The organism is Burkholderia cepacia (assembly GCF_029962485.1).
GTDB lineage: Bacteria > Pseudomonadota > Gammaproteobacteria > Burkholderiales > Burkholderiaceae > Burkholderia.
Map to the genome: position 1 here is coordinate 646,996 of NZ_CP073638.1, position 16,810 is coordinate 663,805.

At 67.9% G+C, this 16,810-nt stretch carries 12 protein-coding genes; 4 read left to right on the top strand and 8 right to left on the bottom strand.

Annotated features, from left to right (window positions below; genetic code table 11):
- Positions 1–249: 249 nt before the first annotated feature.
- Positions 250–2,115, top strand: coding sequence for a phosphoenolpyruvate carboxykinase (GTP) (locus tag KEC55_RS19475; RefSeq protein ID WP_282509781.1), 1,866 nt, complete (start codon positions 250–252; stop codon positions 2,113–2,115).
- Positions 2,116–2,191: 76 nt separating this feature from the next.
- Here the strand turns inward: KEC55_RS19475 and KEC55_RS19480 are convergent, their stop codons facing one another.
- Genes KEC55_RS19480 through KEC55_RS19500 form a run of 5 tightly spaced genes read right to left on the bottom strand, consistent with a single transcriptional unit; the run spans position 2,192 to position 6,109 of the window.
- Positions 2,192–3,100: an NAD-dependent epimerase/dehydratase family protein gene (locus KEC55_RS19480; protein WP_282509783.1), complete on the bottom strand. Its 909-nt coding sequence runs from the start codon at positions 3,098–3,100 to the stop codon at positions 2,192–2,194.
- A 58-nt stretch (positions 3,101–3,158) separates the two neighbouring features.
- Positions 3,159–3,992 (bottom strand): SDR family NAD(P)-dependent oxidoreductase, encoded by an 834-nt coding sequence (locus tag KEC55_RS19485; protein ID WP_348995894.1) that lies wholly within the window; start codon positions 3,990–3,992, stop codon positions 3,159–3,161.
- A 40-nt stretch (positions 3,993–4,032) separates the two neighbouring features.
- Complete coding sequence (locus tag KEC55_RS19490) at positions 4,033–4,791, bottom strand: SDR family oxidoreductase (RefSeq protein WP_262544769.1); 759 nt, start codon at positions 4,789–4,791, stop codon at positions 4,033–4,035.
- Positions 4,792–4,831: 40 nt separating this feature from the next.
- On the bottom strand, positions 4,832–5,689 hold the full coding sequence (locus KEC55_RS19495) for an SDR family NAD(P)-dependent oxidoreductase (protein WP_282509793.1): 858 nt from the start codon (positions 5,687–5,689) through the stop codon (positions 4,832–4,834).
- A 3-nt stretch (positions 5,690–5,692) separates the two neighbouring features.
- Positions 5,693–6,109 carry a nuclear transport factor 2 family protein gene (locus tag KEC55_RS19500; RefSeq protein WP_282509795.1) on the bottom strand — a complete coding sequence of 139 codons (417 nt, stop codon included), beginning with the start codon at positions 6,107–6,109 and terminating at the stop codon, positions 5,693–5,695.
- A gap of 460 nt (positions 6,110–6,569) precedes the next feature.
- Between KEC55_RS19500 and KEC55_RS19505 the strand changes: the two genes are divergently transcribed.
- Both KEC55_RS19505 and KEC55_RS19510 read left to right on the top strand, forming a co-directional pair.
- Positions 6,570–6,779 carry a hypothetical protein gene (locus tag KEC55_RS19505; RefSeq protein ID WP_006483048.1) on the top strand — a complete coding sequence of 70 codons (210 nt, stop codon included), beginning with the start codon at positions 6,570–6,572 and terminating at the stop codon, positions 6,777–6,779.
- Between the two features lie 221 nt (positions 6,780–7,000).
- Positions 7,001–8,497: an FAD-dependent oxidoreductase gene (locus KEC55_RS19510; RefSeq protein WP_282509802.1), complete on the top strand. Its 1,497-nt coding sequence runs from the start codon at positions 7,001–7,003 to the stop codon at positions 8,495–8,497.
- A gap of 92 nt (positions 8,498–8,589) precedes the next feature.
- Here the strand turns inward: KEC55_RS19510 and KEC55_RS19515 are convergent, their stop codons facing one another.
- The gene (locus KEC55_RS19515; protein WP_282509804.1) at positions 8,590–10,254 is read right to left on the bottom strand and encodes an acid phosphatase; all 1,665 of its coding nucleotides are present in this window, start codon (positions 10,252–10,254) and stop codon (positions 8,590–8,592) included.
- Between the two features lie 471 nt (positions 10,255–10,725).
- Here KEC55_RS19515 and ftsH point away from each other — a divergent pair, with 471 nt between their 5' ends.
- A complete protein-coding gene (gene ftsH / locus KEC55_RS19520) occupies positions 10,726–12,702 on the top strand; it encodes an ATP-dependent zinc metalloprotease FtsH (protein WP_282509806.1) in 1,977 nt (658 codons plus the stop codon).
- A 299-nt stretch (positions 12,703–13,001) separates the two neighbouring features.
- Here the strand turns inward: ftsH and otsA are convergent, their stop codons facing one another.
- The gene (gene otsA / locus KEC55_RS19525) at positions 13,002–14,408 is read right to left on the bottom strand and encodes an alpha,alpha-trehalose-phosphate synthase (UDP-forming) (RefSeq protein WP_282509807.1); all 1,407 of its coding nucleotides are present in this window, start codon (positions 14,406–14,408) and stop codon (positions 13,002–13,004) included.
- Positions 14,409–14,931: 523 nt separating this feature from the next.
- Positions 14,932–16,551, bottom strand: coding sequence for a methyl-accepting chemotaxis protein (locus KEC55_RS19530; protein WP_282509809.1), 1,620 nt, complete (start codon positions 16,549–16,551; stop codon positions 14,932–14,934).
- Positions 16,552–16,810 lie beyond the last annotated feature (259 nt).

Below are 16,810 nucleotides of genomic sequence, written 5' to 3' on the forward strand. Positions count from 1 at the left end.
CCCGTCCAATAACGGCGATGGTATGCTGGCCGGAATGGAGTTGTATGGCAGGTTGCTTGCATGGCGAAACTCGCGTTCGCACCCTCTAACGAGACGTCACCTTCTCTCGCACGCATCGCGGCATCGACGCGCGCTCCGCTCGCGCGTCCCGTCCTGCGCGCTGCTCCCCCCTGCGCTCCAATCGCATACCCCATCTCGCGGGCTCGTCCCGCAACCCCCATCCCCGCCCAATAATCTGGAGACATTCCCATGTCGCAAAACACCATGGCCGAAGCAACACACGGCCCGCTGATCGCTCCACCGGCTTTCGTCAAACATCGCAAGCTGATCGACTGGGTGTCGCGCATCGCGGCACTGACGGAGCCCGAGCGCGTCGTGTGGTGTGACGGTTCGCAGGAAGAAAACGATGCGCTGTGCCAGGCGATGGTCGATCAGGGCACGCTCACGCGCCTGAATCCTGCGAAGCGCCCGAACTCGTATCTCGCGCAATCCGATCCGTCGGACGTCGCGCGCGTCGAGGATCGCACGTTCATCTGCGCGGCATCGCGCGACGACGTCGGCCCGACCAACAACTGGATCGAGCCGGCCGAAATGCGCGACACGCTCAACGGGCTGTTCCGCGGCTCGATGCGCGGCCGCACGCTGTACGTCGTGCCGTTCTCGATGGGCCCGCTCGGCTCGCCGATCGCGCACGTGGGCGTCGAACTGTCCGACAGCCCGTACGTCGCGGTGAACATGCGGATCATGACGCGCATGGGTCGGGAGGTGTACGACGTGCTCGGCGAGGACGGCGAATTCGTGCCGTGCGTGCACAGCGTCGGCCATCCGCTCGAAGCCGGCCAGCAGGACGTGCCGTGGCCGTGCAACCCGGTCAAGTACATCGTGCATTTCCCCGAGACGCGCGAGATCTGGAGCTTCGGCTCGGGCTACGGCGGCAACGCGCTGCTCGGCAAGAAGTGCTTCGCACTGCGCATCGCGTCGACGATGGGCCGCGACCAGGGCTGGCTTGCGGAACACATGCTGATCCTCGGCGTGACGTCGCCGGCCGGCAAGAAGTATCACGTCGCGGCCGCGTTCCCGTCCGCGTGCGGCAAGACCAACTTCGCGATGCTGATCCCGCCGCAGGGCTTCAACGGCTGGAAGGTCACGACGATCGGCGACGACATCGCGTGGCTGAAACCCGGCCGCGACGGCCGCCTGTATGCGATCAATCCGGAAGCCGGCTTCTTCGGCGTGGCGCCAGGCACCGGCGAGAAGACCAACCCGAACGCGATCGCGACGCTGACGAAGAACGTGATCTTCACGAATGTCGCGCTGACGGAAGACGGCGACGTGTGGTGGGAAGGGCTGACCGACACGCCGCCCGCGAAGCTGACGGACTGGCAGGGCAACCCGTGGACGCCGGAAACGGCCAAGGAAACCGGCCGCAAGGCCGCGCATCCGAATTCGCGCTTCACGGCGCCGGCTGCGCAGTGCCCGTCGATCGACGGCGACTGGGAGAACCCGGCCGGCGTGCCGATCGACGCGTTCATCTTCGGCGGCCGCCGCTCGACGACGGTGCCGCTCGTGACCGAGGCGCGCGACTGGGTCGAAGGCGTGTACATGGCCGCGACGATGGGCTCGGAGACGACCGCCGCCGCGGTCGGCCAGCAGGGCATCGTGCGCCGCGATCCGTTCGCGATGCTGCCGTTCTGCGGCTACAACGTCAGCGATTATTTCGCGCACTGGCTCAAACTTGGCAAGCAGCTCGAAGCGGCAGGCGCGGCGCTGCCGAAGATCTACTGCGTGAACTGGTTCCGCAAGGATGCGAACGGCAAGTTCGTGTGGCCGGGCTTCGGCGAGAACATGCGCGTGCTGAAGTGGATGCTGGATCGTCTCGAAGGCACGGGCGGCGGCGGCGAACATGCGTTCGGCGTATCGCCGGCGTACGAAGACCTGCACTGGGACGGCCTCGATTTCACGCGCGAGCAGTTCGATGCGGTGACGTCGATGAACGCCGATGAATGGCGCGAGGAGCTGAAGCTGCATGCGGCGCTGTTTGACATGCTGAAGCTGCGTTTACCGGCTGAAATGACCGATACGATGAAGAAGATCGAGCAGCGCCTCGGCGCCTGACGATCCGGATCGACAACGACGTCCCGCCGCCGGCGCGCAGCATGCCGGCGGCGGGACGTTTTTGCATCCGCGCCGCTTACTGCGCGCTGCAATGCGCGACGACTTCGTCGACTGCGCGTTGCACGTCGCCGCGCCGGTAGCGCAGCAGCGCGATGTCCGCTGCATCGGGCTCGTACGACACGACGTTGCCGCGCCCCGTGTAGATCGCCATGTCGGGCAGCAGCGGATGCTCCTGGTCGAGCGACGGCACGTCCTGCGGGTTGCCGGCCGCGCGGAAGAACGCCGCGAAGTAGTCGGCGAAGCTGAGATTCTCGTCGCCGACGAGATACGCCTTGCCCGCTTCGCCGCGCTGGAGCGCACCCCAGATCGCTTCCGACAGCGATTGCGTCGAGATGAAGTTGCTGCCGCCGGCCGGCCCGTACACGGGCAGCCCCGCGAACTGACCGAGCGCATAGCCCGTGTATGCGGCGAACATCTCGTTGCGCAGCCCCGGCACCGACCCGACGACGAACGGCGCATTCACGCTGCACACCGCGAACGACGGCGTCGCGAGCGCCCGTACGCGTTCGTCGGCGAGATGGCGCGAGCGCACGTAAGGCACCGTGTCGACGAGCGCCGGTGCGACCTGCGGGTAGAAGCTGCCAACCAGCACCGCGCGTGTCACGCCCGCGTCGCGGGCCAGCGCGAAGAAGCGCGGCACCGCGTCGACGTTCGCGCGTTCCCAGTGCGCGGCTTCGTCGGTGCCGGGCGGCAGGTGGCGGATGTCGTTGCCGGCCGCGAACACGACCGCGTCGAACGGCGCGAGATCGTCGCGCGTGAAGTTGCCGGCCACGTAGTCGCGTTGCAGCACGTCGAACTGCGCGAGCGCGCTGCCGGCCGCGGGTGGCTTGCGCGCGGCGAGCGTGATCTGGTTGCCCTGCGCGTGCAGGTGCAGCGCGGCATGGCCGCCGATAAGGCCGGTACCGCCGACGATCAGGATCTTCATGGAGTCTCCGATGGCGGCGCGAACGCGCCGCGTGAAATGAACAGGCGAGCGGTGCCGCTCAGAAATTGAAGCCGTTGCCCGTGACGACGGGCATGTTGGTCCAGAAGCCGTTCGGGTCGCGATACCAGCCGGCCGCCGCGAGCGCGCCGCCGTCGACGTGCAGCGTCGTGCCGGTGACCCACGCGGCGAGCGGGCTCGCGAGGTACAGCGCGGCGCCCGCGATATCGCCGGCCGCGCCGAAGCGCCCGAGCGGAATCCAGCGCGGGATATGACTGTGGTGCTCGGCTGCGACCATCGCGCTGACGGGCACCTGCGGCGTCTCGGTGGTTTCCGGCGCGATCTGGTTCACGCGGATGCCGGCCGGCCCGAGTTCGAGCGCGAGGCTTTTCGTGAAACCGGTCAGCGCGGCCTTGAACGACGCATAGACGGTGCAGTTCGGGATCGCGCGGAAGCCTTCGATCGACGATACGCCGACGATGCTGCTGCCCGCGCCGCGCTTGCGCAGCAACGGCAGCATCGCGCGCGTGACGGTGAACACCTGACGCAGGTTCACGTCGAACAGCCGGTCGATGTCGTCGTCGGTGCAGGTGTCGAACGGCTTCGCGATCTGCAGGAAATCGCCGACGTTGTTGACGAGCACGTCGAGGCCACCGAAGCGCGCGTCGATGGTCCGCGCGAACGCGTCGACCTCGTCGCGGCGCGTGACGTCCACGGTGCCGACGAGTGCGTCGACGCCGGCCGCTTCGAGCGCCGCCCGCACTTCCTGCGCGCGCGCCGCGTCGATCTCGGCCACGGCCACGCGCGCGCCGGCCGCGCCGAACGCTTCCGCACAGGCGCGGCCGATGCCCGCGCCGCCGCCGGTGACCAGTACCGTCTTGCCGGTGAATGAAATCATCTTGGGACTCCTTTGAATGGAAAGGCGTCGGGCCGCGTTACAGCGACGACACCAGTTGTGCGTTGTCGATCCGCAGTTCCGCGCCGTTGACGAAACGCGATTCGTCGGATGCCAGGAACAGCACGAGATTCGCGACGTCCTGCGGGTCGCACATGCGCGCCATCGGATCGCTGCCGATGCCGAGCGCAGCCGGGTCGAGGTCGGGCATCAGCGCCTGCGTCATCGGCGTCCAGATCCCGTCCGGATGGATCGAGTTGCAGCGGATCCGGTAGCCGCTGCGCTTGCAGTGCACGGCGACGCTGCGCGCGAGCGCCGTCACCGCGCCTTTCGAGCCGGTGTACGCGCACATCATCGGCAGCCCGCCGAGCGCGGCGACCGACGACATCATCACGATCGAGCCCGGCGTGTCGTTGCCCTTCATCGCGCCGATCGCATACTTGCAGCCGAGGAAATAGCCGTCCGCATTGGTGCGCATCACGCGCCGCCACGTGTCGAGGCTCGTGTCCTCGATCGAGCCGACCGGGCAGATCGCCGCGTTGTTGACGAGCACGTCGAGGCGGCCGAAGCGCTCGAGCGTCGACGCGATCGCGTGCCGCCAGCCATCCTCGTCGGCGATGTCGTGGCGCACGAATAGCGCCGCATCGCCGATCTCGCGGGCGAGCGCGCGGCCCGCGTCTTCGTCGATGTCCGTCAATACGACGCGCGCGCCTTCGGCGGCAAGCAGCAGCGCATCCGCGCGGCCGACGCCGCTTGCCGCGCCGGTGACCAGCGCGACCTTGTTTGCGACTCGATTCATGGTCGGTCGATATCCTTTGTGAGTGAGGGAAGACGGGTATTCATGCGGCGCCAGGCGCACGGCCGGCCTTGATCGCATCGAGCGCGGCCGCGCCGTAGATCTGCGCGATCGTGTCGTCGACGCGCGGGTTGGTGCGCAGTTCGTGGCCGCCGTCGACCGCGAAGCTCTGGCCGGTCACCCAGCCCGACTCGGGGCCCGCGAGATAGCGCACCGCATGCGCGATCGCTTCCGGTTCGCCGAGCGTGCCGAGCGGGATCTGTTCGAGAAAGCTGTCGATGAGCGCCTGGTTGTCGAACATCGGCGCCGTGGCTTCGGAACGCGTGAGGCCCGGGCGTACCGCATTCACGCGGATCTTCGCGCCGGCCAGTTCCTCGGCCGCGCCGCGCACGAGCGCTTCGAGCGCGGCCTTCGCGGTGCAGTACGCGGACAGCCAGCGGAAATTGATCTGCGCGGCCGTCGACGAGATGCAGACGATCGCGCCGCCGCCGCTGTCGGCGAGCCGCGGCGCCGCATGACGGATCGCGGCGAACGCGCTGTGCAGGTTCAGATCGATTTCCGCGCGAAAGCTGTCGGCATCGTGCAGCAGCAGCGGCCGGAAGCCGGCGCCGCCGACCGTCGGCACGACGATGTCGAGGCGGTTGTCCAGCGCCCATGCGCAGTCGAGCGCGGCCTGCAGGTCGCCTTCGTCGCAGGCGTCGCCCGCATGAATCGCGACGCGGCTGCCGGGCACGGCGTCGGTCAGTTGCCGTTGCGCGCGCTCGAGCGCGTCGTGGCGGCGGCCCATCAGCACGACGGCCGCGCCGTCGGCGACGAGCGCGTGCGCGCAGGCCGCGCCGATGCCACCGGCGCCGCCGGTGACGAGCGCGGTGCGGCCGATGAGGGGGAGGGGCGTGTGCATCGTTCAGCCCTCCAGCGGCAGGTCTTGCGACCAGTCGAGGTGCAGCGTGCGCGCGGCGAAGCGCCACGTGCTCCCGTCGAACACGCAGCGGTCGCGATAGCGCACGCCCCAGTCGAGTTTTCGCTTCACGCCGTCGCGCACATAGACGTGGCATGCAACACAGTAGGTCTCGACATCGGCCTCGCCGCCGTCGAGCGTGACGAGCTGGTTGTGCACGTGATGCTGGGTCGTGTCGTAGCGCTCGATCACGCGCATGCCGGCGACGATCGCGTCGCGGTCGTCGAAGCGGAAGCCGGGGCCGGTCAGCGTGGCATCGGTGGTGAAAAGCGCAGTGAGACGCGGCCAGTCGCGCCGGTCGACGGCTTGCGCGTAGCGGCACGCAAGGTCGTACAGCGCGTGGCGGGGATTCGAATCGGTCATGCGGTACTCCCGTGGCAGAACGGAAAGAGTCGGTCGCGTCGCGAGTGCGGACGCGGCGGCATTGCGACGTCGAGGCGAAGGTTCGCATCGGACCGATAGCGACTCATCATCCATACGGAGCAGGGCGAGGGTCGGGGAAAACACCGGGGTCGGCGGCCGTGCGCAACGCGATGCGGCGGCAATGGTGCGGCGCAGCGTCCGAAGTGAGGCATGCGTCTGATGATTGGCGTGGCGGGCCGGCAAAGGCCCCCGACACGTCGCGGTTGCTCGCTGCAGGCGAATTCGGTCACGACGATGCTGCGCCGCCGCACGGCATACAACTTCCGCTCAGCGTTTGCCCCTAGTCGAAATGGACGATGGCCGGCGGCCGGGCGCTGGCTACCGTGCAGTCATCCGGTGCCGCAAGCGATGCGCGCCGGATACGAACCGCATCAGCGGGCAACCGGAGGGGACGACGATCATGAGACTGACGACTCGCAAACTGTGCGTACTGGCGATGGGCACGTTCGCTGCCATGGCGATGGCGCGATACGGTGCCGACGAGGTCCCGTCGCCGCCGTACGCGGCCGGCATCCTGCAGTGCCGCTCGGTCGATCCGAATGGTTTGCCGACCGGGTGCGTGCCGATCGATCCGTCGCACTTCGGTTTTGCCGCGTTGCGCGGCATGTGATGCGGGCGCGGCCGTGCGCCGCGCAGGACAGGTGCCGTCGCCGAGCCTGGGGCGCCGTCATTGCATGCGGCGCCCGATCGCGCTGGCGGTTCGGCTTCACATCGTTTGACTTCCCCCGAGCAGGACATCGCGCGCGGCATGCGTTCGCACTGCCGTGTGCCCGGCAACCCGCCGCCACGGCCGCCGCTTTCCGCAAATCCCTTCACGCTGACCCAATCCTCATGTCATCCGACTATTCCCTGACTCGCCCCTTGAACCTTCGCGACGTGCATCGCTGGGATGCCGAACATGACGTCGTGATCGTCGGCTTCGGCGCGGCCGGCGCGTGCGCGGCGATCGAAGCCGCGAGCGCCGGCGCCGACACGCTGATCGTCGAACGCGCATCGAGCTACGGTGGCACGAGCGCGCTGTCGGGTGGCGAGATCTACCTCGGCGGCGGCGGCGGCACGCCCGCGCAGCGGCAGGCCGGCTTCACCGACGACACGGAGGATCTCTATCGCTACCTGATGCTCGCAGGCGGCCGCGACGCCGACGAGGCGAAGGTGCGCCTCTATGCGAACGAGAGCCTCGCGCACCACGACTGGCTCGTCGCGCAGGGCCTGACCTACAAGAACACGTTCATCGCCGAGCGGATCGTCGAACCGGAAACCGACGACTGCCTGATCTGGTCCGGCAGCGAGGAAGCCTGGCCGTTCAGCGAGGCCGCGAAACCGTGCCCGCGCGGCCACACGCCGCAATGGCCGGGCTGGGGCGGCGGGCAGATGCTGATGCGCGTGCTGGCCGAACGCGTGGCGGCGCTCGGTGTCGCGACGCGCTACGACACGCGCGCGCTCGCGCTGATCGTCGACGATGGCGGCGCGGTGCGCGGCGTCGTGCTGCGCGCCTACGGCGAGACGGTGTTCGTGCGGGCGCGCGGCGCGGTGATCCTGTGCGCGGGCGGCTTCGCGATGAACCGCGACATGGTGCGCAGGCACGCGCCGCAATTCCTGCGCTCGGACGAGCCGATCGGCAGCCCCGGCGACGACGGCTCGGGCATCCTGCTCGGCCAGAGCGCGGGCGGCGCGGCGATCCACATGGACCAGGGTTTCGTCAGCCTGCCGTTCTATGCACCCGAATCGCTGATCAAGGGGATCTTCGTGAACGCGCGCGGCCAGCGCTTCATCAACGAGGACGGCTATCACGGCCGTACGGGCCATCACGCGTTTCACCAGGCCGGCGATCGCATCTACCTGCTGGTCGACCAGGCGACGTACCAGGAGCCGCCCGCGATCGCGCGGATCGGCATCGCGGCGGCCGGCGAAACGTGGGAGGAAGTCGAACGCGACCTGCAGATGCCGGCCGGCACGCTGACGGCGACCGTCGACGTGTACAACCGCCATGCGGCCGAAGGCGCCGATCCGCTGTTCCACAAGGCGAAGAAGTGGCTGCAGCCGCTGATCGAGCCGCCGTTCGTCGCGCTCGATTGCCGGATCGACTACGCGTTCTACCCGCACTTCACGCTCGGCGGGCTCGACACGCTGCCGACCGGGCAGGTGCTCGACGCGGCGCGCGCGCCGGTGCCGGGCCTCTACGCAGCCGGCCGCACGACCTGCGGGCTGCCGCGCTGGGGCGCCGGGTACAGCTCCGGGCTGTCTCTTGCCGATTCGACCTTCTTCGGCCGGCAGGCCGGCCGTCACGCCGCGCAGGCGGGGCGCGACGCATTGCGAAGCGCGGCCTAGCGCCGCCGGACTTGAAACGGACGACGCCCCGGGCAAGCCATCGCATTGCCCGGGGCGTCGTCGTTTCAGTCGGTCAAGCGGCTAACCGGCCTTCAGCCGAGATCGAGCGCGTTCGTCAGGTCGCCCGGCGGCGTCGCGCCGCGTGCGGCGAACGCCTTGTTGCGCACGACCACGCCGTCGAGCGGCGCGAGCCCGTGCACGCGGCTGATGAAGCGCAGGATCGAGTTCGTGTCGTACAGCGTGTGATCGACGAAGCCCTTCTTCGCGAACGGCGAGATCACGAGCGCGGGAATCCGCGAACCGGGGCCCCAGCGGTCGCCGACCGGCGGCGCGACGTGATCCCACCAGCCGCCGTTTTCATCGTGCGTCATCACGATCACGGTGTTTTCCCATTGCGGACCGCGCCGGATATGGTCGATCACGGTCGCAATGTGACGGTCGCCCGATTCGATGTCCGCGTAGCCCGCGTGCATGTTCAGGTTGCCCTGCGGCTTGTAGAACGTGACGGCAGGCAGGCGGCCGGCATCGATGTCGGCGATGAGGCGATTGGTCGACGGCTCGTCGCCGAGCCCCGCGTCGCGCAGGTGCTGGCGGCGGGCTTCCGTGCCCGGCGCGTAGTTCACGAAGTAGTTGAACGGCTGGTGGTGGTACTGGAAATCCGGCACGGTGCCCGTATCGCGATGCTCGAGCGCGTACTGCCACGCGCCGCTGTACCACGCCCAGTCGACGTTCTTCTCCGACAGGCGGTCGCCGATCGTCGCATAGCCTTGCGGCGGCATCACGCGATGGTCGTCCGGATCCGCATACGCGGCGTTGCCCGGGTCGGGCGGCGGCACGTAGCTCGGCTGGTACGGCGGCGCCATCGTGTTCACGCCGTAGCCGTCCGGCGTCAGCGGGCCGTCGGCCGCGAACTTCGGCGGGCCGTCGAGCGCGGACGCGGGCGAATCGTCGGCCAGCTTCAGGCGTGTGCCGGCCGGATCGTCGCCTTCGACCTTCGACAGCAGTTTCGCCGCATGCGGATGCTTGTGCGCGTCCGGATACAGCGGCGGCTGCGCGGAGATCAGGAACATGTGGTTCATCCACGAACCGCCGAAGGCCGCCATGAAGAAGTTGTCGCACAGCGTGTATTGCCGCGCGAGGTTCCACAGCCGCAGCGAATCGGCCGAGTTGCGGTAATGGCCCATCACGAGGCCGCCCGAATCGGCCCACGCCGCGAACTGGTTGTTGCGGCCGGCCGCGATCTGCATCTGGTTCTGGTAGAAGCGGTGCCACAGGTCGCGCGTGATCACGCCGTTCGGCAGCGGCTTGCCCTGCGCGTCGGCGATCCGGAACGGCGCATTGGGCAGCTTGTCGATGTCGCGCTCGGCGATCGCATAGCGCTTGCCGTCCACTTCCTGCGCCTGCGGCACGAGCCCGCCCCAGATCTTCGGCAACACGGGCAGCGGCGTCTTGCCGTCGCGATCGAGCTGCTGCGCGTGTTCGGGCCGCACTTCGCCGAGCGGATGCTGCACGCCGGGGAAATCGCCGTACAGGTTCGCAAAGCTGCGGTTTTCCGCGTAGATCACGACGATGTGGCGCACGCGCTGGCGCAACGCTTCATCGATGCGCTGGTCGGCGGCCGAACGCGGCGCGCTGCCCGCGGTGGTTTCGCAACCGCCGAGCGCAACACCGGCACCGATAGCGGCGAGGCCGCCGAGTACGCGGCGGCGGTCGGGGTCGGCGGGAAGGTCGTCGGGGCGATCGGGGGTGTCGGTCACGTCGTGGGCTCCTCGAATGGGCAGGTGGGCGGTGTCGTTCGATGCGCGGCGGCGTCGCTCAGGCTGCCGCGATGCGTGACGGAATGCAATGCCGGGCGTCGCTCGGAAAGTGCGGGCGACCGAATTGTCATAAAAATGTCACGAACGCGACTATAACGCGGCGAGTGCCGCGAATGAAAGCCGTTTGTCGGACGATTCGACTCGCGCGGCGGGCGATGCGGGACACGCGCGCGCGAACTAGACTGAATTCAGGGGCGGCGCGTCACGGCGTGCCGCCCGGGCGAGGATCGCCCGGCGGCGCCGGCCGACGGCGTCGCCGCGGCGTCGTCGATGCGACGCAACGAGGCGACACAGCGAGGCGATGATGGCGCGGATGGATGCCGTTTTCGCATGGCCGCCGATGCCGCGTGCCGGTTGCGCACGCGTGCCCGCATGAGCGCACGCAGCGCAGCACGAGGCCGGCCCGATGCCATGGACAGGAAATTCGACTACCCGGGATTGCTGATCGCGGCGGGCTTCTTCGTGTTGTTCGCCGCGCAGTTGCTGATGCTGCACCCGACCTCGGCGTCGATCGCGTACAGCGATTTCCACAAGCTCGTCGCCGCGCGGCTCGTCGACGATCTCGAGGTCGGCCCCGCGTCGATCTCGGGCACGCTGAAGATGCCGCAGGCCGGCACGATGCTGCCGGCATCCGAAGCCGCGGCCGTACAGCAGGCGGGCGCACCGTGGCGCTTCACGACCAACCGCGTGACCGACGAGCGCCTGACCGACACGCTGACCGCCGCCGGCATCCGCTATCACGGCACGCCCGACACGGGCTGGATCGCCGCGCTCGCGTCGTGGCTGCTGCCGCTCGTGCTGTTCGTGTTCGTGTGGAACATGATGCTGCGCAAGCGCGGCGGGCTGCAGGATTTCACCGGAATGGGCAAGAGCCGCGCGCGCGTGTACGTGCAGCAGGAAACCGGCATCACGTTCGACGACATCGCGGGCATCGACGAGGCAAAGGCGGAGCTGCAGCAACTCGTCGCGTTCCTGCGCAATCCCGACCGCTACCAGCGGCTCGGCGGCAAGATTCCGAAGGGCGTGCTCGTCGTCGGCGCGCCGGGCACCGGAAAGACGCTGCTTGCGCGCGCGGTGGCCGGCGAGGCGGCCGTGCCGTTCTTCTCGATCAGCGGCTCGGCGTTCGTCGAGATGTTCGTCGGCGTCGGTGCGGCGCGCGTGCGCGACCTGTTCGAGCAGGCGCAGCAGAAGGCGCCGTGCATCGTGTTCGTCGACGAGCTCGATGCACTCGGCAAGGTGCGCGGCGTCGGCCCGATGTCGGGCAACGACGAACGCGAGCAGACGCTCAACCAGTTGCTCGTCGAGATGGACGGCTTCCAGGCCGGCTCGGGCGTGATCATCATGGCCGCGACGAACCGCCCGGAAATCCTCGATCCCGCGCTGCTGCGGCCGGGCCGCTTCGATCGCCACATCGCGATCGACCGGCCCGACGTGAACGGCCGCCGGCAGATTCTGGGCGTGCATGTGAAGCGCGTGAAGCTCGCGGCCGAGGTCGACCTCGGCGAGCTCGCGTCGCGCACGCCGGGCTTCGTCGGCGCCGATCTCGCGAACGTCGTCAACGAGGCCGCGCTGCATGCGGCCGAACTCGGCAAGCCGGCGATCGGCATGGCCGACTTCGACGAGGCAATCGACCGCGCGCTGACGGGGCTCGAGCGCAAGAGTCGCGTGATGAACGAGCAGGAGAAGCTGACCATCGCGTATCACGAAGCCGGTCATGCGCTCGTCGCGGAAAGCCGTGCGCATTGCGACCCGGTGAAGAAGGTGTCGATCATTCCGCGCGGTGTCGCGGCGCTCGGCTATACGCAACAGGTGCCGACCGAGGATCGCTACGTGCTGCGCAGGAGCGAACTGCTTGATCGTATCGATGCGCTGCTCGGCGGGCGTGTCGCGGAAGAGCTCGTGTTCGGCGATGTATCGACCGGCGCGCAGAACGATCTCGAACGCGCAACCGCGATGGCGCGCCACATGGTCATGCAGTACGGGATGAGCGAAAAGATCGGGCTCGCGACGTTCGACGACGGCGATGCGCGCCAGGGCATCCCCGGCGCATGGCATCCGGGCGACGGCCGCTGCAGCGAGCACACGGCACGGATGATCGACGACGAAGTGCGTACGCTGCTCGCGGATGCGCATACGCGGGTCGCCGCGACGCTCGGCGAGCGCCGCGATGCGCTCGAGCGCATCGCGCGACGGCTGCTGCAATGCGAGGTGCTTGAACGCGACGCGCTGCAGGCATTGATCGACGGGCGCGTCGATCCGTCGTCCGCCACATCGGCTGCGCCCGGCGACGAAGCCGGCGCGCGTGGCGGGACGATCGAAACGGAACAGGCGTCCGCGGTCGAGCGCGATTTCGTCGCGTACGGGCGGCCGCACGAACCCGATCGCTGAACGCGCCGCGCCAATCAGTGGCCGGCGTGCGCCGACGTGTCGACGCGGTGTGCTTTCTTTTCCTCTGTCCTGCCACGGAGTCGCCATGAGCGACGCGCACGCTTCGATGGATGTCGTGCAGCAGGCGCGCTTCTGCTTCGAAGTCACGTTTGCCAGCGCGACGCTGTCGCCGGTGCCCATCGACGAACCGCCACCGCTCGGCGAAGGGCGCGGGCACTCCGGTTTCGTTCGACGTGTGGGTTGTGAACGGTGCACCGCTGGAATTCGCGGCGACGGATGCGTGACGCTGCGTCAGCGCATCACGACTCGGCCGCGGCCGCGACTTCGGCCGCTTCGGCAAGTGCGTTGAGAAAGCGCGTGCGCCACCAGTGCACGTCGGTCTTGCGCACGATCGCCATCAGCGCCGAGTGACGCTGGCGGCGCTCTTCGAGCGGCATCGCGAGCGCGCGCTGGATCGCTTGCGCGGTGCCTTGCGTGTCGTACGGATTGACGAGCAGCGCCGACTTCAATTGTTCGGCCGCGCCCGCGAAACGCGACAGCACGAGTACGCCCGGATCGGCTGCGTCCTGCGCGGCGAGGAATTCCTTCGCGACGAGGTTCATCCCGTCGCGCAGCGGCGTGACGAGCGCGACGCGGCTCGCGCGATAGAGACCCGGCAGGCGCTTGCGTGCAACGGTGCGGTGAATGTAGCGCATCGGCATCCATTCGAGTTCGCCGTAGTCGCCGTTGATCGCGCCGCACAGGCTGTCCATCTCGCGACGCAGGTCGTCGTATGCGCCGAGATCCTCGCGGCTCGGCGCGGCGATCTGGATCAGCGTCGCGCGGTCGCGGTTCTCCGGATACTGTTCGAGCAGCTCGCGGAACGCATGCACACGCTGCGGCAGGCCTTTCGTGTAGTCGAGCCGGTCGACGCCGACGAGCAGCTGGCGGCGCGAATATTCGTCGCGCATCCGTTCGAACATGTCGATGCCGTCGCGGTCGCGCGCGAGCGACTCGAATTCGTCGACGTTGATGCCGATCGGGAACGCACCGGCCGACAGCGTGCGGCCGAACGCGTGCAGGCGGCCGTCCGGCAGCCGCGCGGCGCCGGCTTCCGCTTCGACGTAGTGCTCGAAGTGAAGCAGGTCCGATTCGGTCTGGAAGCCGACGAGGTCGTACGCGAACAGCGAGCGCATCAGCCATTCGTGTTCCGGGATCGCGGCCATGATCGGCGGCGGCGGCATCGGGATGTGCAGGAAGAAGCCGATCGGATTCGTGCAGCCCATCGCGCGCAACTCGGCCGCGAGCGGAATCAGCTGGTAGTCGTGGACCCAGATGGTGTCGTCGGGCCGTAGCAGCGTGCGCAGCTTGCGCGCGAACAACTGGTTCACGCGCCGGTAGCCGTCGGCAAAACGCCGATCGAATTGCGCGAGATCGAGCCGGTAGTGAAACACCGGCCACAGCACGTTGTTCGAATAGCCGAGGTAGTACGCGTCGTAATCCTGCGGATCGAGATCGATCGTCGCAAGCTGGATGCCGCCGACATTCTGGATCTGCACCTCGTCGCCATGCGTGGGCTGATCGTCGCCGCCGCGCAGCCTGCCGCTCCAGCCGAACCATACGCCGCCGGTTTCCTGCAGGCTGTCCTTCACGGCGACCGCGAGGCCACCGGCCGCGGCTTTACGGGGATCTGCGATGCGATTGGATACGACGACGAGTCGGCTCACCAGCTCTCCTGACGATTGTTGGGGGAAAGGTTCGTGCGGCCAAGGCGCGAGAAGCAGACGCCGCCATCGGCGCGCGGTGCGCGTTGCGATGGGGCCGCAATGCGAACGGACGGGAGTCAGGGCACGCGATTCGCCGTCCGAACGGGGAGTGCTTTTTTAAGCATACTCGCCATTCGTTCGTTTTAAAAGTCTGTATCAGCGAGCGGTGCGAGTGCGAATGCAGCGCGATTTCCACGACGGCGATATGGCATCGCGCGATACACGGGCGGGATCGAAATTTGCGCGACGCGGCAAACGCAGTGTGCGCAATGGCGTGCGGAGAAGCTACATGTACGCGTGCCGTGACTGCGCGGCGCGAATCGGCGACGCGCGACGGCGCGCGTGCATGCGGGGCGCGCCGAACGACGACGATACGCAGCTGCATCGCGTGCCACGCGCGGCCGCGCATCGCGCGGTGCGCGCATGCGGAACGCAGGCAGGCAAGCGAAACAGCGTGCGCATCGTCGTCTCCTGGTCGTGCCGGTTACACGGCGGCCGGCTGCCAGTGATGCGTGCCGGTTTCGTGCGCATGCGTACCGGCCGACGTCGCGTGCGTACCGGACGGCATCCGGAATGCCGCTACCGTTTCGGACAGCTCGCGACCCTGCGCCTCGAGCGACTTCGATGCGGCCGCAGCCTGCTCGACGAGTGCCGCGTTCTGCTGCGTCGTCTCGTCCATCTGCGTGACCGTCAGGTTCACCTGGTCGATGCCGCGACTCTGCTCGGCCGATGCGGCCGCGATCTCGCCCATGATGTCCGTCACGCGCGCGACGGCCTGCGTGACGTCGGACATCGTCTTGCCGGCTTCGCCCGCGAGCGCCGAACCGTCCTGGATCGTCTGTACCGACGCGGAGATCAGTTCCTTGATTTCCTTCGCTGCCGTCGACGAGCGCTGCGCGAGACTGCGTACCTCGCTCGCGACGACCGCGAAGCCGCGGCCCTGTTCGCCCGCGCGTGCGGCTTCGACGGCCGCGTTCAGCGCCAGGATGTTGGTCTGGAACGCGATGCCTTCGATGATGCCCGTGATGTCGGCGATCTTCGAGGAGCTTTGGCCGATTTCCGTCATCGTGTCGACCACGCGGCCGACCACCGAACTGCCGCGCTGCGCGACATCCGACGCATTCGCGGCGAGCGTGCTCGCCTGCTGCGCGTTCTCCGCGTTCAGTCGCACCGTCGACGTGAATTCTTCCATCGTCGCGGCGGTTTCCTGCAGCGACGCGGCCTGTTCCTCGGTGCGCTGGCTCAGATCGAGGTTGCCCGACGCGATTTCGCTCACCGCGTGCGCGATGCTGTTCGACGAATCGCGCACACGTCCGACGATGCCGATCAGCCGCTCATTCATCGTCCGCAGCGCTTCGAGCAGGTCGCGCGTTTCGTCGTTGCCGCTGACCTCGATGCGGCTGCCGAGATCGCCGTTCGCCACCGTGCGCGCGACGTCCACGGCCGAGCCGATTGGCACCGTGATCTTGCGCGTCAGCCACAGGCCGCCGGCGACGGCGACGGCGACCGCGATCAGGCAGATGCCGGCCAGCAGGTTGCGCTCCATCGTGTAGCGGTCCGCGAATTGCTGTGCGATCGCGAGCTCGCGTTCATGCGTATAGGTCGCGTATGCGTCCGTCGCGCGCACCAGCTGCGCGAGCAGCGGGCGGCAGTTGTCGTCGATGTCGGCGGTCGCTTCGTCCTTCTTGCCCGCCTGTGCGAGCCCGACGATGCGCAGCGCGACGGGCCCGTAGTTGCCTTCGATGCGCACGATGTCGCCCACCAGTTCGCGCGCGCGATCCGAGGTGTCGGTCGCGTTCGCCATCATCTCCTTGAGCTTCGCGAGACGTTCCTGCACGTCCTTGTGCGCCTGGTTCACTTCGGCGAGTTCGACCTCGACGTCAGCCGGTTTCGTCACGAGCACGAGGTTGCGCGCGGCGATCGCGCGGCGGTCGACTGCGGTGCGGATTTGCTCAGACAGGTTCGCCCGCGCGTTGATGCCGTTCATGTAGCGTGAAAACTCGGCATTCGTATCGGACAGTGCCTTGAGGGCCATGCCCGACACGATCACGACGACCGCGGCGAGCAGGCCGAAGCCGCCTAGGAGTTTTGTTTTGATGCTCATTCTGGCGATTTTCACGTTGTGCCTCTGCGCGAGTGGTTGGCAAATGGAATTTATTTTTCGACCAGATACGGGCTCGTGCCGGCATTAACGGGTATACGGGATGATTCTTTACCCTTCGCAAACCCTGATATTAGTTTTTTTAGCGCTGAAAGCGTTGTCAGGTGGGCGTTCTTGATCCTGATCAAAAAACCGAAGGTCGCCCGTGATTCAAGGGTTTATATGTGAAACTTGAAACCGGTTTTATTGATGAAGCAAAAAA

Coding starts and splice junctions, on each gene's coding strand:
- KEC55_RS19475 (WP_282509781.1), top strand. CDS start 250: ATGTCGCAAAACACCATGGCCGAAGCAACACACGGCCCGCTGATCGCT.
- KEC55_RS19480 (WP_282509783.1), bottom strand. CDS start 3,100: ATGAAGATCCTGATCGTCGGCGGTACCGGCCTTATCGGCGGCCATGCC.
- KEC55_RS19490 (WP_262544769.1), bottom strand. CDS start 4,791: ATGAATCGAGTCGCAAACAAGGTCGCGCTGGTCACCGGCGCGGCAAGC.
- KEC55_RS19495 (WP_282509793.1), bottom strand. CDS start 5,689: ATGCACACGCCCCTCCCCCTCATCGGCCGCACCGCGCTCGTCACCGGC.
- KEC55_RS19500 (WP_282509795.1), bottom strand. CDS start 6,109: ATGACCGATTCGAATCCCCGCCACGCGCTGTACGACCTTGCGTGCCGC.
- KEC55_RS19505 (WP_006483048.1), top strand. CDS start 6,570: ATGAGACTGACGACTCGCAAACTGTGCGTACTGGCGATGGGCACGTTC.
- KEC55_RS19510 (WP_282509802.1), top strand. CDS start 7,001: ATGTCATCCGACTATTCCCTGACTCGCCCCTTGAACCTTCGCGACGTG.
- ftsH (WP_282509806.1), top strand. CDS start 10,726: ATGGACAGGAAATTCGACTACCCGGGATTGCTGATCGCGGCGGGCTTC.
- KEC55_RS19530 (WP_282509809.1), bottom strand. CDS start 16,551: ATGAGCATCAAAACAAAACTCCTAGGCGGCTTCGGCCTGCTCGCCGCG.